The organism is Corallococcus sp. CA054B, from assembly GCF_003611625.1.
Lineage (GTDB): Bacteria > Myxococcota > Myxococcia > Myxococcales > Myxococcaceae > Corallococcus > Corallococcus coralloides.
This window is the reverse complement of record NZ_RAVY01000005.1, coordinates 18,985-41,599: the sequence shown is the minus strand read 5'-3', so window position 1 is coordinate 41,599 and position 22,615 is coordinate 18,985. Positions and strand designations below refer to the sequence as shown.

Below are 22,615 nucleotides of genomic sequence, written 5' to 3'. Positions count from 1 at the left end.
TCGGGAGACACAACCATGTCGAGGGTCCACCTTCTGGCCACGGGCGGCACCATCGCGGGGAGGGCCGGCTCCGGCGTGGAGCCGGGCTACCGCGCGGGCGAGGTCGCCGTGGAGTCGCTCATCGACGCCGTCCCCGGACTGCGCGCCCTGGCCACGCTCAAGGGCGAGCAGGTGGCCCAGGTGGGCAGCCAGGACATGGACGACGGCCTCTGGCTGCGGCTGGCGGCCCGGGTGAACGCGCTCTTCGCGGGTGACGAAGCGGACGGCGTCGTCATCACGCACGGCACGGACACGGTGGAGGAGACCGGCTACTTCCTCCACCTGGTGGTGCGGAGCGCGCGGCCGGTGGTCCTCACCGGCGCCATGCGGCCCGCCACGTCGCTGAGCCCGGACGGACCGCTGAACCTCTACAACGCGGTCGCCGTCGCCGCCGACCCGGAGGCCCACGGCAGGGGCGCCATCGTCGTCCTCAACGACGACCTGCACTGCGCGCGCGACGTGACGAAGTCGAGCACCACGGACGTGCAGACCTTCATCTCACCGGGGCCGGGCCTGCTGGGCACCGCGCGGTACGGGCGCATCCGCTACTTCCGCCAGCCCACGCACCGGCACGCCGCCGCGTCCGGGTTCTCCGTGGACGGGCTCGAACGCCTGCCCCGGGTGGACATCCTCTATGCCCATGCCCACATGCCGCCGGACCTGGTGCGCGCCAGCGTCATGAACGGAGCGCGCGGCATCGTCGTGGCGGGGATGGGCAACGGCAACGTCTCCACGGAAGCCGCGGGCGCGCTCGCGGAAGCAGTGAAGGCGGGCGTCGTCGTCGTGCGCAGCACGCGGGTGGTGAGCGGCGACGTGGGCCGGAACATCGAAATGGATGACGACGCCCTGGGCTTCGTCGCCGCGGACCAGCTCAACCCGCAGAAGAGCCGCGTGCTCCTGCAGCTCTGTCTGGCGCGGGGAATGGAGCGCCTCGCGGTGCAGGAGGCGTTCTACCGTCACTAGGGAGCCCTGCCCTCAGCGCCGCGAGTCGCGCCGGGTCTGGGTCTGGCGGCCCCGTGTCGAGGCATGGACCTGACGCTTCAGGGCGGGAAAGCGCTCCTGCTTCAGCGCCCCGCCCCGCTTCTTGCGGGACGCCTGCTTCGAGGCGGGGGCCTTCGCGGTGCGGCCGGCGGCGCGCGTCCGGCGCGCGGGCTTGCGTCCTCCCGTGGCGGTGCGTGTCGTCCGCCGGGGGCCGCTCGGGCGGCTCGCGGCGCGGGCCCGGATCTGCTCCTTGCGCTCGAGCAGGGCGAGCCGCTTCTCGAAGCGCTCCAGGGTGAGGGCGAAGTACTCGACCTTGCGGAGGGTGTTGCGGTTGCCCTCGGCGCGGCGGGAGCGGGAGGGCACCTCCTTGCGGAGCGCCTCCCTGCGCTGCCGCTGCGCCTCGTCCTGGTACTTCTCCATCAGGCGGCGCGCTCTCAGGATGCGGCCGCGCAGCTCTCGTGGCGACAGCTCGGTCAGGTTGCGTGGAGCGCTGGACAGGACGAGCTGGGCTTCTCGCTCGGTGAGCAGTGACATCCGCTTCGACGGCAGTGTGCGCATGGGCTTCCCCCTTCATGATGGGATTGCGTGGCGGAACATCCACACCTTCCATCCGCCGGCAAACCGCTCCCGGAGGCAGGGGCGAGTGACCTTCTGGATGTTGCACCCTCCTGGCGCCGTGCCCAGTTCCTCCATCAGGAGGCTTCCATGTTGACCTCGTTTCATTCACGCGCGCAGGCCGAGTTCCATCCCGCTCCCTCCATCGAATCTCCGGAGGAGACGAAGCTCGCCGTAGCGGCCACCGTCCCCACCGACGCCGGTTGTGTCGGCACGTTCGTGGGAGCGGACGAAGAGGTGAAGGCCCCTGGCCTCGACCGCGCATTCCTGAAGGCGGCGGGCTTCGAGGGCAAGGCCGGTCAGACGCTGCTCATCCCCCGCTCGGGAGGCCCGCCCCTGGTCGCCGTCGGCCTGGGGGCGCGGGCGCAGCTGGATGCAGGCAAGCTCCGGGATGCCGCCGCCGCGTTCGCGCGGACCGTGGGCCACCAGAAGCACGTGGCGCTCCAGGTCCCGGACACCGGGAGCGTTCCGGCGGACCTCGCCGCGCAGGCCTTGACCGAAGGCGTCCTGCTCGCCCGCTACCGCTACCGGCCCTACAAGCGGCACTCGGAGCAGGAGCCGCCGCTCGAAAACCTGACGCTCGTCCCGGGTTCGAAGAACACCGGGGAGGTTGAGCAGGGCATGGTGCGCGGAGGCATCCACTCCCGCGCCACGGCGTTCGCGCGCGACCTCGCCAACTCCCCCGCCACCCTGCTGACCGCCGCACGGCTGGCGGAGGTGGCCGAGTCCCTGGCCAAACGCTGCGGCCTGGAGGTCGAGATCTTCGATGGCGAGGCCCTGGCCAGGCTCGGCTGCGGAGGCCTGCTGGGCGTCAACGCCGGCAGCGCGGAGCCGCCGCGGATGATCAAGCTGACGTACACGCCCCGGGGCAGCCGGGGCGAGGCCGTCCAGCCCCTGGGCCGTATCTCGCTGGTCGGCAAGGGCATCATGTTCGACTCGGGTGGCCTGGGCCTGAAGCCCAACGACCTGGTCCACGCCACCATGAAGGGCGACATGTCCGGCGCGGGCGCCATCCTCGCGGCGATGACGACGCTGAAGTCCCTGGGCTGCAGGACGGAGGTGACGGCGTACCTGATGTGCACCGACAACATGCCCTCCGGCACCGCCATGAGGCTGGGGGACGTGCTGACGGTCCGCGGCGGCAAGACGGTGGAGGTCATCAACACCGACGCTGAAGGGCGCCTGGTGATGTCGGACGCGCTCGTCCTGGCCACCGAGCAGTCGCCGAAGCCCGACGCCATCGTGGACATCGCCACGCTCACCGGGGCGTGTCAGCGCGCGCTGGGCGTGCTGAGCGCGGGGGTCATGGGCAACGACCCGTCCCTGGTGGAGCAGGTGAAGGCGTCAGGGGAGCGCACCGGAGACACCGTGTGGCAGCTCCCGCTGGACCGGCGCCTGCGGCAGGAGCTGGAGTCGGAGGTGGCGGACATGAAGAACGTGGGCGGCGACAACGCCGGAGCCATCACCGCCGGCCTCTTCCTGGAGGAGTTCGTGGCCGGGCTGCCCTGGGCGCACATCGACATGGCGGGCACCGCGCGGGCGGAGCGCGACAACGCGTGGCGCAGCAAGGGCGCCACGGGCTACGGCACGCGCCTGCTCATCGACTTCATCATGGGCTTCCAGCCCACCCGCGAAACCCGCCACTGAAAGCCGGCGCTTTCAGTCCGGCAGCCAGTCCGCGCGTCCCCGTTCGACGCGGGTCCGGCGCTCGCCCTGGAAGGAGGCCCGGACGCGCTCCGCCTGGGCGAGCAGGCGGTGGAAGCGGTCCTTCTCCGGAGAGCCCTGGACGTCCGCGAGCACGCGTGCAAGCAGCGCGTGTGCCGCGGCGCGGTCCTGCGCGTCGCGCGCGAGCAGGCCCACGGTGAGGGCAATCTGGAGCACCTCCTCCAGCACCTCCGGGTCGCCCCCCGCGTAATGGAGCGGGCCATCCACGGCGAGGAAGAGGTAGTCGCGCAGCCGCAGGGCCACCAGTGACACGCGCGCCCGGCCATCCGGGTCCACGACGTTCCAGTCCCCCAGGGGCAGGCCCGCGAGCCGGCGCATCACGGAGCGGATCTGATGGAGCGCCTGCCGCGCCGTGTACGGGTCGTTCGCGGACGAGGACAGGGCCCGGTTCGCGACGTCGACGAGGATGCGCAGCCCCAGCGCGGGGTCGCAGTCGGGCTCGCGCGCCGGCTGGATGCTCAGCGTGTCGGCGAGCTCGTGGAGCACGTGCGCGGCCACGGGTCCCCCTCCCTCCGCCACCACCCAGCCGATGACGTCCTCCTGGTCGATGTACTCGCCCACGGTGATGCAGATGCGGACCCGCACGCCCCACTGCCGGGCCAGCCGCGTGAGGTCCTGGAGGTCGACATCCGCGAGGTAGCCCGACGTCGCCGCCAGGAGCGAGGTGGCGTCCGCCGGCAACCGCAGCGCCACCGTGGGGTCCAGCGGAAGTTGCTTCAGACGGGCCTGGATGCGCCGCTCCGTGGCGGAGACAATCAGCTCCTGCACGAGTCCGAGCACGCGCTCCACCCGCAGGAAGCGGAAGGTGCGGACCAGGAAGAGGATGAGCAGGCAGAGCGCCACCAGCACCAGGAAGATGGCCACGGACAGCACGGGCCGGGGCCTGACGCCGTGGTCCTCGATGATGCCCAGCTCCCGGATGGCCGCGAGGATGAAGCTGCTGGAGAGGGCGAAGAACGGCAGGGCCCGGCGCAGCGGCGCGTTCTTCAGGTAGATGGGGACCAGCCGGGGTGAGTACTGGTTCGCGGCGGATTGGATGACCGGCGTGTTCAGGGACAGCACGATGGTGAGCACGGTGATTTGGAGCCCGAGCAGCGTCCCCAGCGCGCCCCGGGTGTCGTCCAGGTCGCCCGGCCACGCATGCCCGAGCACGCCCCAGGCGGCGTCCGTCTGCACGCGGGCGAGCGCGATGCCCGACACCACGCCCACGGCGATGATGCCGCCCAAAATCAGCCAGTAGGGCTCGCGGAGGAACCTGCGCAGGCGGCGGATGAACATGCGGACCTCGCGAGGAAGGAGCCCCCTAGTGCGTGCCCTCTTCGTCCCGGACCTCCACCGCCTGGCCCCGGGTCAACCGCTCCGGAGAGAGCAGCTCGTCCAGCTGCTCCCGCGTCAGGAGCCCGGCGGACACCACCAGGTCCGCGATGCTGGCGTTCGTGGCCAGCGCCTCCCTCGCCAGCCGAGCCGCGGGCGCGTAGCCGATGTGCGGCATGAGGGCGGTGATGACGCCCACGAAGGACTCGACCTGGCGCGCGAGCCGCTCCTTGTTGGCGGTGATGCCCCTCACGCAGTTCACGCGCAGGGTCGCCATGGCGGCGGTCATATACTTGAGGTTTTCGAACAGCACGTGGGCCATGACCGGCCCGAAGGCGTTGAGCTGGAGCTGCCCCGCCTCGGCGGCCATGGTGAGCGTGACGTCTCCTCCGGCGACCACGAACGCCACTTCGTTCACGACCTCCGGAATGACCGGGTTCACCTTGCCCGGCATGATGCTGGAGCCCGCCTGCATGGGCGGGAGGTTGATTTCGTTGAAGCCCGCCTGGGGGCCGGAGCCGAGCAGCCGCAGGTCGTTGCAGATCTTCGACAGCTTCATCGCGGTGCGCTTGAGGGTGCCGGACACCTCCATGAAGACGCCCACGTCGGTGGTCGCCTCAATCAGGTCCGGCGCGGTGACGAGGGGGCGCCCGGTGATGTCCGCCAGGTGCGCTCGCGCGGCCTCCGCGAAGCGTGGGTCCGCGGCGATGCCCGTTCCAATCGCCGTCGCCCCCAGGTTGATCTCCCCCAGGTGGCGTGCGACGTCCCTCAGGCTCGCGTGTTCCTCGGACAGCGTGACGGCGAAGCCTTCGAACTCCTGCTGGAGCGTCATGGGCACGGCGTCCTGGAGCTGCGTCCGTCCAATCTTCACGATGCCCGCGAACTCCTGCCCCTTGTCGCGGAACGCCTGCTCCAGGAGCAGCAGCTCCGTCAGCAGCCGCTCGAGGGACAGCATCAACCCGACCTTGAGCGCCGTCGGGTAGGTGTCGTTCGTGCTCTGGCTCCGGTTCACGTGGTCATTCGGGTCCAGGTGCTGGTAGTGGCCCTTGGGGTGGCCGGCCAGCTCCAGGCCGCGGTTGGCGATGACCTCGTTGAAGTTCATGTTCGTGGAGGTGCCGGCCCCGCCCTGCATGACGTCCACGACGAACTGGTCGTGCAGCCTGCCGGCCTTGATGTCCTCGCAGGCCCGGTCGATGAGCGAGGCCCGCGTCGCATCCAGCACGCCCAGCTCCGCGTTCGCCCGGGCCGCGGCCTGCTTCACGCAGGCGTAGCCGAAGAGCAGGTCCGGATAGACGGAGATGGGGCGCCCGCTGATGGCGAAGTTGTCCAGCGCCCGGCTGACGTTGATGCCCCAGTAGGCCCCCGCCGGGAGCTGCCGGGAGCCCAGGCCGTCGGTCTCCGTCCGGGGCGATGCGCCGTCCGGCGTCAGCGTGTGGATGCTCTTCTGGAACGTCTCTTCCGCGCGTGGGTCGGCCATCGCGGGCAACGTAGGGACGCGGGAGGCCCGGTGGGACGTGCCCTCCAGGGAAGGGGGCTGTCCACCGGGCGTCCCTGGGTCGCCTACGTCACTGCACGACGGGCGCGCACTTCGCCGGGCCGAGCGTGGCCTGGAAGTAATGCGCGTAGAGGTCCGGCGTGAGCGTGAAGTTGCAGGTGTTCACCGCGTCCGGCGACAGGTTCTGGTGCTCCTGCATGTAGCGCGCGACGTAGTCCCGCACCCCGTCCGCGGAGGACCACAGCATGCGGCCTTCCTTGAACATGCTGTACCCGCCGCCGCCACCGCCGCGGTAGTTGTTGACGGCGATGCGGAAGAGCTGCTCGTCCTTCACGTCCTCGCCCTTGAAGCGCAGGTGCGTGAGCCGCGAGCCCGCGGGCTTCGTCAGGTCGTAGCCATATTCGATGTGCGAGTAGAGGTCCCAGTTGTAGTCCGCGACCACGGGCGTGGTGGCCTTCGCGTCCGCGGGCTTCGCGGGCAGGTTCGCCGCGTCCAGCTGCTTGAAGTACAGCGTGTTCATCTCCAGCGCGCGCCGGAGGATGGAGCCGTTGATCTCCATCACGTACAGCGTGTTGTCGTAGATGTAGACGCTGTAGGCGTCCCGCAGGGTGACGTCCCCCTGCGGCAGCGCGACGTCATTGGAGAACAGGGCGGTCGCGGACAGGTCCACGGGGAAGCCGGCCTCCTTCGCGGCCTCCTCCTGCACGATGTTGAGCAGGTCCGCCAGCGCGCTGTCCACGTAGCGGCCGGGGAAGCCGCCCGTGAAGGCCGCGGTGGTGCTGCCAATCTTCTGGTTCACGTAGTCCACCGTGGTGTCGTGGGCGGCCTGGGTGAGCTGCTTGACGTTGGCGTCCTCCGCCACCGTCTCGTCCACCGCGTGGAGCTGCGAGTCGTGCGCGTCCACGCCCCAGCGCTCCCCGTTCCAGGTGACGTTGAGCTGCACGTGGGCCAGGTGGCTGCCCCAGCGGTTGGGCTGCGTGAGGAGGACCTCGCGGCCATCCTGCTGCTTCAGCAGCATCTTCGGGATGGGCTGGTGGGTGTGGCCGGTGAGGAGCACGTCCACGTCCGCCACCTGCTGGGCAATCTGCACGGCCTGGTTCTCAGCGGTGAGGTTGCCGCGGTCGGACCACTTCGTGTCGTCCGCGTAGTCCGCGAGCCACGACTCGGGGCTGGTCGCGCTGCCCGTCGGCTGCTTGTCCGGGCCGCCGTGGATGGCCACCAGCACCACGTCCGCGCCAGCCGCCTTCATCTTCGGCACGTACGTCTTCGCGATCTCCAGCGGCTCATCGAAGCGCAGCCCGGTGATGTTGTCCTTGCGCTCCCACGTCGCCACGCCCGGGGTCACCAGGCCGAGGATGCCGACCTTCACGTCGCACACCGTGGTCATCACGTACGGGGTGAAGGCCTCGGAGCCGTCCGAGCTCTTGCGCACGTTGGCGCCCAGGAGGGGGAAGTTCGCCTCGCCCTTGAACTTGTTGAGGACGTCCTGGCCGTAGTTGAACTCGTGGTTGCCCATGGCCATGGCGGCGTAGCCCAGCTCGTTCATGGCGGTGGCCATGGGGTGCTTGGACGCGTTGTCCACCTGGGCGTAGTAGGTGCCGAGCGGCGAGCCCTGGATGGTGTCACCCGTGTCCACGAGCAGCGTGCAGTCCGGGTTCTTCGCGCGCTCCTGCTTGATGAGCGTGGCCACCTTGGAGAGGCCGCGCTTCGCGTCCGGCTTCCCGCTGAAGTAGTCCCACGGGAAGATGTTGGTGTGCAGGTCGCTGGTCTGCAGCACGGTCAGCTTTCGCGGCGACCGGTCCACCGGAGTCGGGTCGACGGGGGGATCATCGTTGGAATCACAGGCGGTCATCAGCGAGCTGGCGCCCACGAGACAGAAAGTGCCGGTGCGCAGCGCGCGCATCAGGAAGGAGGAGCGGTTCAAGAGGCCTCGACCTTGTGTCATGCCGGAAGGGAATCCTCCGGAGGGGCGCGCACACTACAAGACCTCTCTGACGTTCCGCGAATGGGGGGCTCACTCCCCGGACGCCGGCTCCAGGTTGGCCACCACGCGGCGCAGGAGCGACATGAACGTGGCTCGCTCTTTTTCGCTGAAGCCCGCGGTGGCCTGCTCCGCGACGTCCTCCAGCTGCTCCTTCGCCTGGGGCAGGCGCTCCCGGGCCTTGGCCGAGAGCGAGATTTGACTGGCGCGCTTGTCGTCCGGGTGGGGATGGCGCGCGATGAGCCCGTCGCGCTCCATGCGCGTGAGGAGCGCGGCCATGGTGGGCTGCTCGACGTGGGCGTACTCCGCGAGCTGCTTCTGGAGGAGTGGCCCGTGCTCCTCCAGCGCGATGACCACCGGCAGGTAGGCCATCCCGAACTCGAGCGGCCGCAGCCGCTGCTCGAAGTGGCGCATCAGCAGCCGGGACGCATGGTTGATCCAGAAGGTCGGTACGGCTTCCGGGTCCCAGCGCGGGGCGGACTTCGCGCTCATTGGAGGTTGCCCGAGGAGTCCTCCGACTCCTCCTCGGCCGTCGGGTAGGCGGAGACGGCCAGGGCGATTCCCTGGTCCGCGAACCACCGGACGTCCTCCGGCGGGAAGTGGATGGAGCTGGCGAAGTGCCGCGCGGTGCCGACGAACAGCCCGAAGTCCACGACGCAGGGCACGGCCTGCTGGCGCAGCTCCGTCAGCAGGGGGGCCAGCACCTCCAGCTGCCTGCGGGCGGCGGCGACGGGGCCGTGCAGCGTGCCCTCGCCGTCCTCCACCAGGGTGAGGTTGAAGCCAGAGGTCGAGTGCCTTCCCTGGCGCTGGTGCTGCTCTCCCTGGAGCCAGACGGCATCCGGGTGGCACTCCGGGAAGCGGTCCAGGACGGACGCCACATCGAACTCCGGGGCCTGGGCCCGTAGGACCGCCACCGTCATGACACCGCTCCGTTCCCCTGCTTCGACACGTCCATGGCCCCATCCTCGACTGGAGCGGGCATTTTCGCGAGTCCGTCAGGTGAGGTGTGTTGGATCGTCCAGGGGGTCGCGGACGCTCCGGCGTCCCGACCGCGGCTGCTGACCCGAGGTCTCGAACCCATCGCTCACGTCCCCCGGGCTGAAATCCGCCCGGGTCAGATTCCGAGAAGGTCATGCAGCCGAAACTGAACCGGCTCCTGCGGGCACTTGCCCGCGAGGGGCTCGACGTTGCCTACGACGGTCGTGTCTACACGGTCCGCCTCCAGGCGGATCCCCATGCTCCCCCCGCCGAAGTCCTCCTTCCGCCGGACCTGCCGGTGGAGGGCAAGGCGCTCCAGCAGCTCGCGGCGCTCGCCGCGCTCCATCACCCCGACGGCGGCCGCGTGAAGCAGGTGCGCGCGACGCCGGACTTCCACCCGGGTGACTCCGGGGTGGCCATCGGGTCGGTGGTCCACACGGAGGGCCTGGTGGTCCCCGGCGCCGTGGGCACGGACATCAACTGCGGCATGCGCCTGCACGTCGCGGACATCCCCGTGGACGCCTTCCTCGCCCGCCGCGACGCCTTCGTCGAGCGGATGAAGGGGCACTACTTCTTCGGCACGCGGGACGTCGCCCAGGGCTCGCGCGCCCTGGAGGCGCTGCTGCGGGACGGCCTGCCCGGCTGGCTCCTGGAGACGGAAGACCAGCCCCTGGGCATGGCGGCCCGGGTGGACCTGGGTCAGCTCCACCGCGAGTCCGGCCGCGTCCATCTGGGCGGGGCGCTGGAGGGGGACCCGGCGTGGGCGCCCACCGGGCTGCGGCGGGAGGGCGTGGTGCGCGACCCCGGCCTGGCCACCATTGGCGGGGGCAACCACTTCGTGGAGGTGCAGCGGGTGGAGGCCGTGGTGGACCGGGCGCGGGCGTGGGCCTGGGGCGTGCGGGAGGGGCAGCTCGCGTTCATGGTGCACTCCGGTTCGCGGGACATGGGCAAGCACGTGGGGCGCACCTGGCAGGAGCGGGCGCGCGCCGCGTGGCCCATGGGGGCTTCGCACCCGGCGAGCGGCATCTTCCCGCTCGCGGACCCGGCGAAGGTGCGTGAGTACCTGAAGGCGGAGGCCACGGCCGCCAACTACGCCTTCCTCAACCGGCTGCTGCTCGCGGAGCTGGTGCGGCAGACGCTGCGGGAGCTGTTCGGGGACGTGGAGGCGCCGCTCGTCTACGACGTGCCCCACAACATCACCCTGCCGTGGGAGGGCGGCTGGCTGGCGCGCAAGGGGGCCTGCCCGGCCGAGGAGGACCAGCCGGTCATCATCCCCGGCTCCATGGGCGCCACGTCCTACCTGATGCGGGGCCTGGGCAACGCGAAGGCCCTGGCGTCGGCCTCGCATGGGGCGGGGCGGGCGCACTCGCGCTTCTCCATGTCACGGGGTGGCGCGAAGCACCGGGAGGAGGACCTGGGGCTGACGGGGGTGGACTGCATCGCGATGCGGGCCGAGCGCCGCATCGAGGAGGCCCCCGCAGCCTACAAGCCCATTGGCCCGGTGGTGGCCTCCCAGGTGGACGCCGACATCGTCCGGGAGGTGGCCCGGCTGCGGCCACTGATGACGTTCAAGGCGTGATTGGAATGCGAATCACCGGAAAGCATCCACGATGAACGCGGCCGCGACGGAGCCATCCAGGAGCGCGGTTCCAGGCTTGGATTCGGGCAGCTTCCGCATCTGATCATGGCCGAGCCGCGCTACCGCGCAGATGGGAACTTTTTCTCCGTGCGGCGCCTGCGCCTCGTAGTACCGGATGACAACTTGAGGGCCGCTCGTCCAGACCTGCCCATACAGGCGGCTCGTCGCACCGAGCGGGCCGAACTCCTCTCGCATGACGCTCTCAATGGGGCCGTCGTAGAGCGTGATGCGCCGGCTCTCGGTCTGGTTCGCGTCGAGATCCACCAAAACGCTGTCCCCAACGCGCAGCCCCATGTAGCGAATCGCCTTCTTGGACTCTTCCGGGCACTCCTGCGGACGCGGACTCCCGTCGGGGCGCAACGCCACACCGCTTCCAGTGCAGCCAAGCGACGCAGCGAGCAGGACGGTCGAGCTGAACAGGAGGGCTCTAGGGGTCTGCATGAACGGCCCTTCTACTTCTGAACGATGGTGCGTTCCAGCTTCACGACCACCTGGAGGAGACCGTCTCCTCGGAAGATCTGGAGCGCAAGGTCCGTAAACTGACCGTCGTCCGTCAGGAAGGCGCTCCTGTCCACAACGACTGCGATCCGCCCCGTCTCTCCCGGAACGATCGTGGCCCGGTCCATGCGAAGCGCGAAGGGGCGAGCCGTGTAGTGGGTGAAGTCACGGGTCAGATAAGCACCGTCAAACTTCCATGGACCACCGTGGTAGGTGTTCTGCAAGGTGACGAGCGCCGCCGCTTTGCCGGGGCCTTCGAAGACTTCGACGACCATGTCCATGTCCTCGTTCCTCGGCCGGTAGACGAACCTGCGGCGAAAGGGCGTCTTCTTCCGTTGTCCGTTCACGAGAAGCGTCGCGTAGGCGTGATCAACGGAGTTCTCTTCCTTGCGGTAGCGCTCATTCTCCTCAGCGAGCGTGTCGTTCTGCTTGAGCGCCTCCATCAGCGCCGCGTGCATGGACGCATGACTCTCCCGGCTCTTGAAAACATCCACTTGCTGGTCGGGGTTCGGCGACCTCCCGTCCCTCCTGCTCCAGGGAGGCTTCACCAGGAACGGGATTTCAGTCCCATCCGCCAGCGTTACGACCAGAGGGATGCCTTCGTCCCTGTTGAGGTCTTGGATGGGCTCAAGAATCACCTTGTTCCGGACCACGGCCAACGGCTCGAGTCGGCCCTCCCAACCGATCATCCTCGTCGTGCTCGCGTCTACAAGCTGCTCGAACCGCAGTGTCGTGACGACCCGCCCCCTCACATAGATTGAGTGAGTGCCATCGTTCGGGTGCTCGGAGAGCAGGAGGGAGCGCACCTTCGGCTCATCGCGCACTTCACGGGCTTGTACGGCGGATGACGCCATGAGGATGGCCATCAAGCCACACCTGAAAACCTGGAGAGCGCGCATGATCCTTCCAACCTATCAAGGTGGGTCCGAGCGCGGCAACCCAAACGCCTCGCCCGTAGGCTGCCGAGCATTGCCCTGTTCGAACGGCTCAAACATCGCCGGGCCCGAGACACCGGTTCCAGCGAAGTGCCATGGACTGTCACGATGGACAGCCCACCCCGCCCGGAGGCCACTTCGACCCACGCACGGCGCGTCTGGCGTCTGGGACATGCCTTCTGTTCGCGGAGACCGGCACTCCTTGCACCGTCTCTCCACCACGAAGAGGCGTCAGCCATGATGCGTCGTTCGTGCACGGACCTGGGGCACTCGCAGGACTCGTATGACTGCCACCAGCTCGGGTCGGACACGCGCATCGTGCAGAGCCACATCCGCGTGACTGACACGGGGGGGAGGAAGACAGGCTGCTCGCCCCCCCCCTCTGCATGACCTGCCCCTCGCCTTCTGACGCCACGCGGGAACCCGCCGTGACGCGGGGCGTCCGGACGATTCGCTCCGGGAGCCCCCTGCGATTGGCTCGCGCGCCCGGGGCGGTCCCGTTAGCTTGCGCGCCCATGTACTTCGAGACCTTTACGCAGATGAAGAAGCAGCTGGGGCAGTTGGGCAAGTGGTTGGAGACGGCCGCGGCCCATGCCAAGGCGAAGTCCTTCGACCCGAACCTCTACCTGAACTTCCGGCTGGCGCCCGACCAGCTCCCGTTCGTGCGGCAGGTGCAGATCGGCTGTGACGCCGTGAAGCTCGCGGCCTCGCGATTGTCAGGCAAGGCCGCGCCGTCGAACCCGGACACGGAGCAGACGCTGGAGGAGCTCAGCGCCCGCGTCCGGTCCACCATCGCGTACCTCGACACGTTCACGGCGAAGGACTTCGAGGGCGCCGCCGGTCGCGTCGTCACCCACCCCCGGTGGGAGGGAAAGGTGATGAGCGGCGCGGACTACTTCCTGGAGAACGCGGTCCCCAACTTCTTCTTCCACGTCACCCACGCGTACGCGCTCCTGCGGCACAACGGCGTCAACCTGGGCAAGGCGGACTACCTGGGGTCGCAGAGCTTTCGCGCGCCCTGAAGGCTCCGGCCTGCCGCTCCGCGAGCGACAGCGCCCACAGCGGGAAGATGCGCAGGTAGGCGTCGTAGTGGATGGCGCAGGTGCGGTTGAACACGCCGGCCAGCGGCTCTCGCGGCCACTGGCCCTCCGCCGCCTGCCTCTCGCGCAGCCACGCCACGCCCCGTCGCGTGGCCGCCGCGTTCGCTTCGCCCGCGGCCACCAGGGACAGCACGGCCCAGGACGTCATCACCGCGTGGCCCGTGCGCCCCTCCACCCAGCGGCGCTCACGGCAGGCCTGGATGGTCTCGCTCCATGAGCCGTCCTCGCGCTGGTGGGCCTTCAGGAACGTGACGGCCTTGCGCAGGGCAGGGTCTCCATTCCCCGCGCCCGAGGCCACCAGGCCGGTGACGCCGAACCACGTGCCATAGCTGAAGCACACGCCCCAGGCGCCCTCCCAGCTGCCGTCCGGACGCTGCTGGCGGCGCAGGAAGTCCGCGCCCCGCGCGATGGCCCGGCCCACCGGTGCGTGCGGCCATGCGCCGCGCCACGCGGCCAGCGCCTGGATGCAGGCCGACGTGCACTCCACGTAGCTGGGGTCCACCATGATGCCAGCGAAGACATCCGAGGGATTGAACCGCTCCAGCCAGCGCGGCCCCCGCTGCTGCTCGTAGGTGGCCCAGCCGCCGTCCCGGTTCTGCAAGGACAGGATGAAGGCCACGGCCTGCTCCAGCCGCTCGCGGGGCACGCGATTGAGGCCGAGAGGCTCCAACAACAGACACGCCTTCAGCGCCTCCGCCGTGCAATCACTGATGGGCCAGCCGTGCGCGCGGGTGCTGAAGGGCCACCCTCCCCGGCTCGGATGCCGGTGGTGTCTGGCGGCGTCGGGTGAATCCTCCAGCACCTGCTGCGCCTCCAGGAAGCGGCCCGCGCGCTCCAGCGTGTCCCGCGCCCAGGCGGACTCTCCGGCGGCCACCAGCGCCTGCACCGCGAAGGCGGTGTCCCAGAGCTGCGAGGAGTTGTAGCCGTTGACCGCGACGCCCTCAGGCGTGTGCTGGAGGTAGTCCGGCAGGCGCTCCAGGTGGGCCCGCACCTCCGGGCCGTCCGGCCGCGCCACGTGCCACACCACCATGTCGAGCACCTTGTTGATGGGCCCGATGCAGACGAAGTGCGTCGCTTCGTCCTCACCTCGAATCAGCGCCAGGGACTCCGCCAGCGCGCGGTCCCGCAGCCGCTTCGAATGGAACCGCTCATACCAACCCAGCACGCGGTGCACGGCGCGCAATCCCAGGCCGTGGGGGCTGTAGGCGTCCGTGCTCGCCACGCGTCCGCGCGCCGCCTTCCAGTCCACGTCCGCGTAGGGCTGGGGATACAGCTCACGCCGCAGCTCGGCCAGCAGCGGTGTCTCCGGGGCGCGGGCCCGGCGGCCATAGAGCCAGCCCATGGGCAGGTACACCATGCGGCAGTGGCACCAGAGCCGGGAGGGATGGAACGGCAGCCCTCGCGGCAGCAGCCAGAGCTCGGGCGGCACGGGCGCGAGGCCCTCGTATTCGTAGAGCCCCAGCAGGGCGAGGACGAACTTCCCCCAGGACGCGCTGCTCAGCGGGCCACCTCGGGGGAGGAACCACGCCCTCGCGCGGACCAGGTCCGGGTCGTCCGCGCCGACGCCCAGCAGCCGCTGCGCGACGTAGTTGAGCACCGAGGTGAAGACGAGGCTGGGCGACTCCACGTCCAGCCCCCAGCCTCCATCCGGGTTCTGGTGCGCACGCATGTGGGCGGCCATGCCGTCGCGGACGGACGCCTCCGGCGTGCGCCCCATCACATACAGCCCGGCCACGTACACCGGCCCCAGGAACAACGGACCGCTGTAGTCGCCCTTCCAGGACCCGTCCGCCGCCTGCGTCCCGGCCAGCATGTCGCGGGCCCGCCGCATCAACTCCAGGACTCCGCGCCGTCCCGCGCCGCCCGCGAAATGCTGGCGTAGAGCGCCCGCAGCGCTTCATCCGAGCCCACCCGCTCCTGCGTGAGCCGCATCAGCATCGCCACCGTCTCCCGGGGAATCTTCACCGGCTCCGGTTCGAACACCGCGGAGTTGCCCTCCACCGCGTCGAGCGTCGCGGCCGCGAAGAAGAGCGGGTAGAGGCAGAACAGCCGCAGGCCGGGCTCCTCCACGGGCAGCGCCAGCGAGTACTCCAGCGCGACGTCCAGCTCCCGGCGCGCCACCGCCACCAGCTCATCCAGCAGCGCCACGGCGTTCGCACGGAGCGCAGGCAGGGTCAGCGTGGCGGGCGTGAGGCCATGCGCGGCCATGCGGTCCCTGGGCAGCCAGCAGCTTCCGCGGTCCAGGTCCTCGCGGACGTCCTTCAGGATGTTGGTGAGCTGCAATGCCCGGCCAAAGGCAGGCGCCCGCGACATGAGCCGCTCTTCGCGCCAGGCGACCCGGGGTGAGCTGGCGACGAAGAGGCCGGTCAGCATCTCGCCGACGACGCCCGCCACGTAATAGCAATACATGAACGTCGCCTGGAGGTCGGGCAGCCCCATGACCTGCCCGCTTCCTCCATGCATCCGCTGTATCTGATTCATGCCGCCGGTCATCGTCCGCACGCATCGCGCGATGGGCGGGTGGACCCAGGAGGGAAGCGAGGTCAGGGTTTCGAGCACGGCCGGTGTCTCTGAAACCAGCTCGGCCTCCGCGGGTGGCACCTCGTCCCGCAGGGCGAGCCGCGCCCTTCGCGCGAAGGAGCGGGCACGGGCCTCCCAGCCTGGCTCCAGCGACACCAGGCCACCCAGTTCGTCGAGCAATGCACCGTGAAGTGCCTCCGGGGCCTCGTCCTCCAGCGTGTCCGCGATGCGGCACAGCAGGTAGGCCACCGTCACCGCCAGGTCCAGGGGCTCGGGCAACAGCGGGATGTTGAGCGCGAAGGTCCGGGAGACCCGGGGCAACTGCGTGCGACAGAATGATGCAACCTGCACTTTCATGCCTGCCTCCTCCGCGTGCGGCGCCGCGCATCAATGGATAAGTCGTCAATGCCAGACATGGCGTCTGCGAACCGAGCGGGGGCGACGTGGGGGACACCGAGGTGGTGATAGCCGGGGGCGGGCCCGCGGGCTGCGCGGTGGCGGCGGCGCTCTCCGACCTGGGGTGGTCCGTCCTGCTGCTGGACGCGGGCGTGGACCGGCACAAGCAGCTCGCGGGCGAGCTGCTCCACCCGCCCGGGGTGCGGGACCTGCGCGCGCTGGGCTTCGGGGACGTCGTGGATGGCTGGGCGGCCCATCCCGTGAGGGGCTTCGCGGTGCGCTTCCATGCCCCCGCCCGCACGCTCGTCCTGCCCTACGGTCGCGGTGTGGTGGGACTGTCGCTGGAGCACGCCGCCCTCACCCTGCCCCTGCAGGAGTCGGTGTCGCGGCGGCGCGGCGTCACCGTGCGCACCCGGGCCCGCGTGACGGCCGTGGAGCACAACTGCGAGCGCGGCGTGCGCCTGCGCTATTCGCACGCGGGCACCGAGCACACCGTGCACGCCCGGCTGCTGGTGGCCGCGGACGGACGCGCGTCGCCCGTGCGCCGGATGCTGGGCATCGCCGAGCATCACCAGCGCCTGTCCACCATGCTGGGCGTGACGGTGGACAGCGCCTGCCTCACCCACCCGGAACACGGCCACCAGTTCGTGGGCGGCGCGGTGCACGCGCTGGCGTACACCATCCAGCCCGGCGTGGCGCGCGTGATGGTGGACCTGCCCCTGGGCAGCACGGCCCAGACGCTGAAGGAACAACCGGAGCTGCTGCTCGCCCTGCCCTCGCGGCTGAGGGAGGCCGTCCGGCAGGCGCTGGAAGAGCGGCCCGCGGTGCGCATGGCCTCCAACGACGACTGGCTGGCGGAGACCGTCTGGATGGGGAGCGCCGTGCTCGTGGGCGACGCCGCCGCGTGCTGCCACCCGCTCACGGCCAGCGGCATGGCGTCCTGCTTCCACGATGCCCGCGCCCTCCAGGAGTCGCTGGAGCGCTACCCGGGCCACGTCGCCCGCGCGCTGGAGCACTACGCGCACGCGCGGCGGCCCGCGCAGCGCACCCGCGTCGCGCTCGCCTCCGCGCTCTACAGCGCCTTCGCCGGGCAGGACGAGGGCATGCACGCGCTGCGCATGGGCCTGTTGCACTACTGGGAGCACAGCCCCGGCGGCGCGCGCGCCTCCATGGCCCTGCTGTCCTCCGAGGAGCCCCGCATGCGGGTGATGGCCCGCGAGTACCTGCGCGTCGTCGCGCATGCCTTCGCCGCGATGCTCTCGCCCAACGGCCCCGGGGGCAGCCTGCGGTCCGCCGCGCCGCTGTTGCGCTCGGCAGGGCCGCCCTTGCGAGGCACCGTGGCGAGCGCGGTGGAACAGGTGGGGAGCTGGCTGCATCGTCGCGTCCGCCGTCCCGTCTACACGCTGGCCCGGGCGGGCTGGGCCTCACCCAGGCGCGCCTTCGCATCCAAGCGATAATCCCGGCCGCGCCAGTCCACCTCGCGAGACAACCGCGCGGACAGCGCCACGCCGGCCCCCAGGAGCGGGAGGAGCGCCGGCACCCAGTAGTGCCGGGGGGCGACCTCCGGTCCGTGACAGGTCCGCTGGAGCCGCAGCTGGCTCCACACGGAGAAGCCGATGGGCACCGCCGACAGGAGCGCCGGGCCCCAGGCCCTTCGCGCCACCGCCGTCGCAAGCGCGCCCCACGACAGCCAGCTCACCGCGCCGCGCACCCAGAGGGGTCTCGCGAAGGTCCCGGGGATGCCCGACTCCGAAAAGAGGAGCCACCGCCGGAAGATGCGCAGGAAGGTGCCCAGCCCCAGGTGTCCCGTGACGACGCGCAGGGGGGCGTGGATGACGCGGTTCTTCCACCCGGCCAGGTACAGCCGGCGCCCCAGGTACATGTCATCCACGAACTGCCCGGCGGCGCAGCCCACGCCTCCAATGGCCTCCAGCGCCTGGCGCCGGAACACCATCAGCTGCCCCATGATGAAGGGCAGCGAGCCATCCGGCTCCGCGGTGCACGCGACCGACGCGCCGTACCACGCGTTCACCAGCAGCCCGTAGCCCACGTCGCCCGCGAGGGGCGCGTCCGCCGCCGCGTAGATGGGCGCGAACGTGGCGCCCGTCTCGCGATCCTCCAGCAGCGCACCCACCAGCGCCGTGAGCACCCCGGGCGAGGGGCGCGTGTCCGAGTCGCTGAAGGCCAGCAGCTGGCACCGGGAACGGGCCACGCCCACCTGCATCGCGTTGAGCTTGCCCGTCATCCCCGCCGGTGGCTCGCCCGCGACAATCAGCTCCACCCGCTTCGCGCGCGTCGGGCGGGCGGCCACCTCCTCGCGGGTGGGGAGGAACGCCGGGTCGTCCTCGCTGTCGAAGACGAAGAGCACCTCCCACTCGCCGGGATAGTCCAGGCCCAGCAGCGCGCGCACGTTCTCGCGCGCCTCCACGTCCAGGCCCCGGATGGGCCGGATGACCGTCACCGACGGTGGCTCGAAGTGCTTCATGGGCGGAGCCGCGCGCCGCCGCAGGCCCGCCATCAATTCCCGGTGTCCATGCGCGAGCACGCCCAGTGCCGCCGCCGTCCATGCGAGGTTCCGCGCGCTCATGACCGCACCTCCTCCGTCCCCTGCTCTCGCGGGTGCGAGCGCCTCCAGTGGCCGGGCCCCCACCAATTGAAGTCCCCCATCAGGCGCATCATCGCGGGGACGATGAGCACCCGGACCAGCGTCGCATCCAGCGCGACCGCGATGGCCATGCCCAACCCCATCGCCTTCACCACCACCACCGACGCCAGCGTGAAGGCGGCGAACACGGCCACCATGATGGCCGCCGCGCTGGTGATGAGGCCGCCGGTCTTTTCCAAACCCTCGGCCACCGCGTGGGTGTTGTCGCCGGTGCGCAGGTACTCCTCGCGGATGCGGCTGAGCAGCAGCACCTCGTAGTCCATGGACAGGCCGAACAGCGCGCAGAACAAGAGGATGGGCAGCGACGGTTCGATGGGCCCGGGTTCGAAGCGCAGCAGCCGGTGGAGGTGCCCTTCCTGGAAGATCCACACCAGGGCGCCGAACGAACCGGCCAGCGACAGCAGGTTCATCAGGAGCGCCTTCAAGGGCAGCACCACGGAGCGCAGGAGCACGAAGAGGACGATGCACGTCATCCCCATCACGAACCCCACCGCCGCGGGCGTGTGGTGCTTCACGAAGGCCGCCGCGTCCACGTCCGTCGCGGTCTGACCACCCACCCGCCACCGGCCATCACCCACCGTGCGGTCCTCGCGCAGCGCGCGGACCAGGTTGCGCGCCTCCAGGCTGCTGGGCGCCGAGGACGTCAACACCTGCATCACCGCCACGTTGCCGGTGACGTACGCGGCCCGCGCGGCCTGGAGCTCCGGTGGGAGGAATTGGGGTGGCGCCGCGGCCATCCGCAGGACGGTCGCCCGGTCCATGCCGGGGCCCAGGTCCACCGCGCTCTCCACGCCGACCACGCCGGGCATCGAAGCCACCCGGCGGCTGGCGTCGTAGAGGGCGCCCGCGCGCTCCGGCGTGAGGGGATTGCCTCCTGGAAACTCCACCGCCACCAGGACGCGCGTGGCGGCCTCGCGGGGGAACAGGCGGGCCAGGGTCTCCGCGCCCTGGCGCGCCTCGGTGCCCTCGGGCAGCGCGGTGATGTCCGTGGCCGCCAGCTGCAGCCGGCGGAATGGCAGCCCCATGGCAAGGAGCAGCGTCAGCGTGGGCAACAGCACCCACCAGGGATGCCGCATCACCCAGGTGGCCAGCGCGTGCCAGGCGCCGCCGGGCCCTTCCTTCCGAGCGAAGGGCAACCGTCCCCGGTCCACCCGGGGCCCCAGCCAGGCGAGGAGCGCGGGCAGCACGGTGAGCGCGAAGAGGACCGCGAAGGCCACCACCAGGGCGCCGCCCAGCCCCATGGCGCTCAGGTACGAGCCGCGGAAGAAGAGCAGGCCTCCCAATCCCACCGTGACGGCCAGCCCCGAGAACGCCACCGCCCGCCCGGCGGTGTCCAGCGTGCGCGTCAGTGCGTGCTCCGTGGAGAGGCCCAGGGCGAGCTCGGAGCGGAAGCGGCTCACGATGAAGAGCGAGTAGTCGATGGCCACGCCCAACCCGATGAGCGACACGACGTTGAGCGTGTACTGGGCCATGTTCGTGGCGTGTGACAGCAGCATCACGCCCGCCACGCCGCAGAGCACCGCCAGCCCGCCCACCACCAGCGGCAGCATGGCCGCCACCACCGTCCGGAACACCCACAGCAGGACCACCAGCGCCAGCGGGAAGGACAGCAGCTCCGCGCGCAGCAGGTCGTGCTCCAGCAATTCATTGAGCGCGGCCAGGAAGGCCACCTTGCCGGTGAGCGTCGTCCGGAGGTCCGGGTCCTGCAGCGCCGAGCGCACGGCGGGGAACGCGGCGGTGGCCTCGCGCTCGCCGCCCTTGAGCCGCACCAACGCCAGGAGGTCGTGGCCCGTCCTCGCCACGAAGCGGGCGCGGAAGGCCTCGGGTGCACCGATGGGTGACACCACCGACGCGACCTCCGGCAGCCGCTCCACGCGCGACAGCACGGACGTCACTGCCTGGGCGAAGCGCGGCTCGTCCGTGGTCCATTCATCGTGATGGAAGATGACCGCCAGGGTCTGGTCGTTCGACCCCGCGGCGGCGCCACGCGCGAGCGCTTCGGCCCTCGCGGATTCGATGCCCTCGATGGTGCCGGTGGTGAGCTGCCCGCCCCGGAGCAGCGCCCACACCGCCGCGGCGAGGAGCAGCAGCGTGCCCACCAGCACCCAACTCCGGTGCCGGAACACGCCCACCGCCAGCCGGGCGAACAGGGATGGCTCGCCCCCCGCTGGTGAGTCATCCCCCCGTCCCGCCATGCACGTCCCCCCGTTCGCACGCCCGTCCGTCACCAGGGAACTGGTGACGGAGGGAGCGCTTGGACAGGGGCTTCACCCCTTGGGGCAATCCGGAGGTGGACCGGCCTACTGGAAGGTCACCTTGCCGTCCCGTTGGTAGCAGACATGCGGCACGCCATCCGTGGGACGGATCGCCACGCTCGGACGGCTGTTGTCCTCCACCGTTCCCAGCTGCGTGTACGTCCAGAAACCCTGCGCGTCCGTCGTTCCGAGCGTCAGCGCCGTCCCATTGCGCAGGACGACGACCGGCTTGCCTCCGCCGTAGGCCAGGGCCGACGAGGTGTACTTGTAATCCACCGTCGAGACCCTCCGGGTGCTGGACGCGGCAGGCGTCCCGACCGTGATGTCCTCGATGGCGTTCCATTCGCCTTCGGAAATGTTGTTGGAGAGCGCCAGGAAGTGCGAGTCCGGCCCCCAGGCCGTCGCGAGCCAGGGCGCGGAGGTGCTGGTCTTCAGCGCGAAGGACTCCAGGGCCGAACCCCGGAGGACTTGCAGGTACTGGTTGACGTAGCCGCTCGCGGACTGGTGCGTGATGAAGTGCAGCGCTCCGGCCGCGTCGAAGAGGGCGTCGCTCGTGAGCGCATGGATGCTGGTGGAGGGCGTCACGGTAGACCACGTGTTCGCCGCCGTCCGGGTCGCAACCTTGACGCCCGCCGAAGGGTTGGAGGTGAAGACGATGACCGGCTGCTGCGCCTGCGCCGGGTTGAGCGCGATGCTGAAGCGCATCACCACCGATGAGTCGACCTCCTCCCGAACCCAGGCGCCATTGACGCGCGTGGCATAGCCCACCCGCGTCGCCGTGTTGGTGATGTTGCCGGTTCCCTTGGAGTAGGCGACGTGCGGCGTGCCCGTGACAGGGTCGACGACCAGCTGGCTCTTCACGACGAAGACGCCCCCGTTGTTGAAGCCGGGACCGTCAATCTGCTCCGTCGTCCAGGACGTGCCGTCCCAGCTCGCGTACCACAGGCTGTTGTGGGTGTCGTTCGTGTAGATGACGTGCCCATTGCCCGTGCTGTCGAACGCGATGTCGCAGCTGCTGCCGGTGACATCCGGCCTCGTGTCGATGGCGGAGTTGGACGCGAGCGGCGCGGCCACGACATTGAACTGGAACGAGCTCTCGGCTGTCTTGCCGGATTCCGTCTCGACGGTGACGGACAGGGATGCCGTCCCCGCCGTGGGCAGCGTCCAGGTGACCCGCTCGTTGGAAGGCTCGACGACACCCGCGTTGACGCTCCAGCGCACGGACTTGATGACTTCGCCCGAAGCGACGACCCGGAAGCGCTCCGCCGTGCTTTCGACGTAGGGGCCCGCGCCGTCCTCCCGCTCAATCAACAGCGCAACGCCTTCAGCTCCCCGGGATTGGATGACCTCCACGGGGCGGGGCTCACGGCCGCAACCGGCGAGCAACGTCAGACCACCCAACATCAGAATCCGTGGGCCCCACACCTTCCGCATCGACATTCGAGTTCCTCTCAGATGGACGTGGCGAGCCCTGCTCGC

18 protein-coding genes are annotated in these 22,615 nt (G+C 70.3%); 5 read left to right on the top strand and 13 right to left on the bottom strand.

Annotated features, from left to right (window positions below; all coding sequences use genetic code 11):
* Nucleotides 1-15: 15 nt before the first annotated feature.
* Complete coding sequence (locus tag D7V80_RS02280) at nt 16-1,002, top strand: type II asparaginase (protein WP_120586578.1); 987 nt, start codon at nt 16-18, stop codon at nt 1,000-1,002.
* 12 nt (nt 1,003-1,014) lie between these two features.
* On the opposite strand, the gene D7V80_RS02275 is transcribed toward D7V80_RS02280, so the two are convergent.
* Nucleotides 1,015-1,578, bottom strand: coding sequence for a hypothetical protein (locus D7V80_RS02275; protein WP_120586577.1), 564 nt, complete (start codon nt 1,576-1,578; stop codon nt 1,015-1,017).
* Nucleotides 1,579-1,725: 147 nt separating this feature from the next.
* On the opposite strand from D7V80_RS02275, the gene D7V80_RS02270 reads away from it, so the two are divergent.
* Nucleotides 1,726-3,282, top strand: a complete 1,557-nt coding sequence (locus D7V80_RS02270) for a leucyl aminopeptidase (RefSeq protein ID WP_120586576.1) — start codon at nt 1,726-1,728, stop codon at nt 3,280-3,282.
* A 12-nt stretch (nt 3,283-3,294) separates the two neighbouring features.
* On the opposite strand, the gene D7V80_RS02265 is transcribed toward D7V80_RS02270, so the two are convergent.
* The 5 genes from D7V80_RS02265 to D7V80_RS02245 form a co-directional block, all read right to left on the bottom strand.
* Nucleotides 3,295-4,638 carry a DUF2254 domain-containing protein gene (locus D7V80_RS02265; RefSeq protein ID WP_120586575.1) on the bottom strand — a complete coding sequence of 448 codons (1,344 nt, stop codon included), beginning with the start codon at nt 4,636-4,638 and terminating at the stop codon, nt 3,295-3,297.
* Between the two features lie 25 nt (nt 4,639-4,663).
* Complete coding sequence (locus D7V80_RS02260; RefSeq protein WP_199738339.1) at nt 4,664-6,151, bottom strand: aspartate ammonia-lyase; 1,488 nt, start codon at nt 6,149-6,151, stop codon at nt 4,664-4,666.
* An 88-nt stretch (nt 6,152-6,239) separates the two neighbouring features.
* A complete protein-coding gene (locus D7V80_RS02255; protein ID WP_233585076.1) occupies nt 6,240-8,114 on the bottom strand; it encodes a bifunctional UDP-sugar hydrolase/5'-nucleotidase in 1,875 nt (624 codons plus the stop codon).
* Between the two features lie 69 nt (nt 8,115-8,183).
* A complete protein-coding gene (locus tag D7V80_RS02250) occupies nt 8,184-8,642 on the bottom strand; it encodes a MarR family winged helix-turn-helix transcriptional regulator (RefSeq protein WP_120586574.1) in 459 nt (152 codons plus the stop codon).
* The gene (locus D7V80_RS02245) at nt 8,639-9,070 is read right to left on the bottom strand and encodes a hypothetical protein (RefSeq protein ID WP_120586573.1); all 432 of its coding nucleotides are present in this window, start codon (nt 9,068-9,070) and stop codon (nt 8,639-8,641) included. The genes D7V80_RS02250 and D7V80_RS02245 overlap by 4 nt, the downstream gene beginning before the upstream one ends.
* A 212-nt stretch (nt 9,071-9,282) precedes the next feature.
* Between D7V80_RS02245 and D7V80_RS02240 the strand changes: the two genes are divergently transcribed.
* Nucleotides 9,283-10,707, top strand: coding sequence for an RtcB family protein (locus D7V80_RS02240; RefSeq protein WP_120586572.1), 1,425 nt, complete (start codon nt 9,283-9,285; stop codon nt 10,705-10,707).
* Between the two features lie 12 nt (nt 10,708-10,719).
* Here D7V80_RS02240 and D7V80_RS02235 read toward each other — a convergent pair whose 3' ends face one another.
* A complete protein-coding gene (locus D7V80_RS02235; RefSeq protein ID WP_120586571.1) occupies nt 10,720-11,208 on the bottom strand; it encodes a serine/threonine protein kinase in 489 nt (162 codons plus the stop codon).
* An 11-nt stretch (nt 11,209-11,219) separates the two neighbouring features.
* A complete protein-coding gene (locus D7V80_RS02230; RefSeq protein ID WP_233585075.1) occupies nt 11,220-12,131 on the bottom strand; it encodes a DUF2381 family protein in 912 nt (303 codons plus the stop codon).
* A 584-nt stretch (nt 12,132-12,715) separates the two neighbouring features.
* Here D7V80_RS02230 and D7V80_RS02225 point away from each other — a divergent pair.
* Entirely contained in the window at nt 12,716-13,222 is a 507-nt protein-coding gene (locus tag D7V80_RS02225) for a DUF1993 family protein (protein ID WP_120586569.1), read from the top strand.
* Here the strand turns inward: D7V80_RS02225 and D7V80_RS02220 are convergent.
* Together D7V80_RS02220 and D7V80_RS02215 are read right to left on the bottom strand one after the other, a co-directional pair.
* Entirely contained in the window at nt 13,170-15,131 is a 1,962-nt protein-coding gene (locus D7V80_RS02220; protein ID WP_120586568.1) for a 2,3-oxidosqualene cyclase, read from the bottom strand. The genes D7V80_RS02225 and D7V80_RS02220 overlap by 53 nt on opposite strands.
* Nucleotides 15,131-16,177, bottom strand: a complete 1,047-nt coding sequence (locus tag D7V80_RS02215) for a squalene/phytoene synthase family protein (RefSeq protein WP_120586567.1) — start codon at nt 16,175-16,177, stop codon at nt 15,131-15,133. The genes D7V80_RS02220 and D7V80_RS02215 overlap by 1 nt, the downstream gene beginning before the upstream one ends.
* Before the next feature lie 86 nt (nt 16,178-16,263).
* Between D7V80_RS02215 and D7V80_RS02210 the strand changes: the two genes are divergently transcribed.
* The gene (locus D7V80_RS02210) at nt 16,264-17,673 is read left to right on the top strand and encodes an NAD(P)/FAD-dependent oxidoreductase (protein WP_120586566.1); all 1,410 of its coding nucleotides are present in this window, start codon (nt 16,264-16,266) and stop codon (nt 17,671-17,673) included.
* On the opposite strand, the gene D7V80_RS02205 is transcribed toward D7V80_RS02210, so the two are convergent.
* From D7V80_RS02205 to D7V80_RS02195, 3 genes are all read right to left on the bottom strand, one after another.
* Nucleotides 17,613-18,803 (bottom strand): glycosyltransferase family 2 protein, encoded by a 1,191-nt coding sequence (locus D7V80_RS02205; RefSeq protein WP_120586565.1) that lies wholly within the window; start codon nt 18,801-18,803, stop codon nt 17,613-17,615. The two genes, D7V80_RS02210 and D7V80_RS02205, sit on opposite strands and share 61 nt — an antisense overlap.
* Nucleotides 18,800-21,076: an MMPL family transporter gene (locus D7V80_RS02200; protein WP_120586564.1), complete on the bottom strand. Its 2,277-nt coding sequence runs from the start codon at nt 21,074-21,076 to the stop codon at nt 18,800-18,802. Before D7V80_RS02200 ends, D7V80_RS02205 begins: the two co-directional genes overlap by 4 nt.
* A gap of 105 nt (nt 21,077-21,181) precedes the next feature.
* The gene (locus D7V80_RS02195; RefSeq protein ID WP_147446964.1) at nt 21,182-22,540 is read right to left on the bottom strand and encodes a hypothetical protein; all 1,359 of its coding nucleotides are present in this window, start codon (nt 22,538-22,540) and stop codon (nt 21,182-21,184) included.
* Nucleotides 22,541-22,615: the final 75 nt, after the last annotated feature.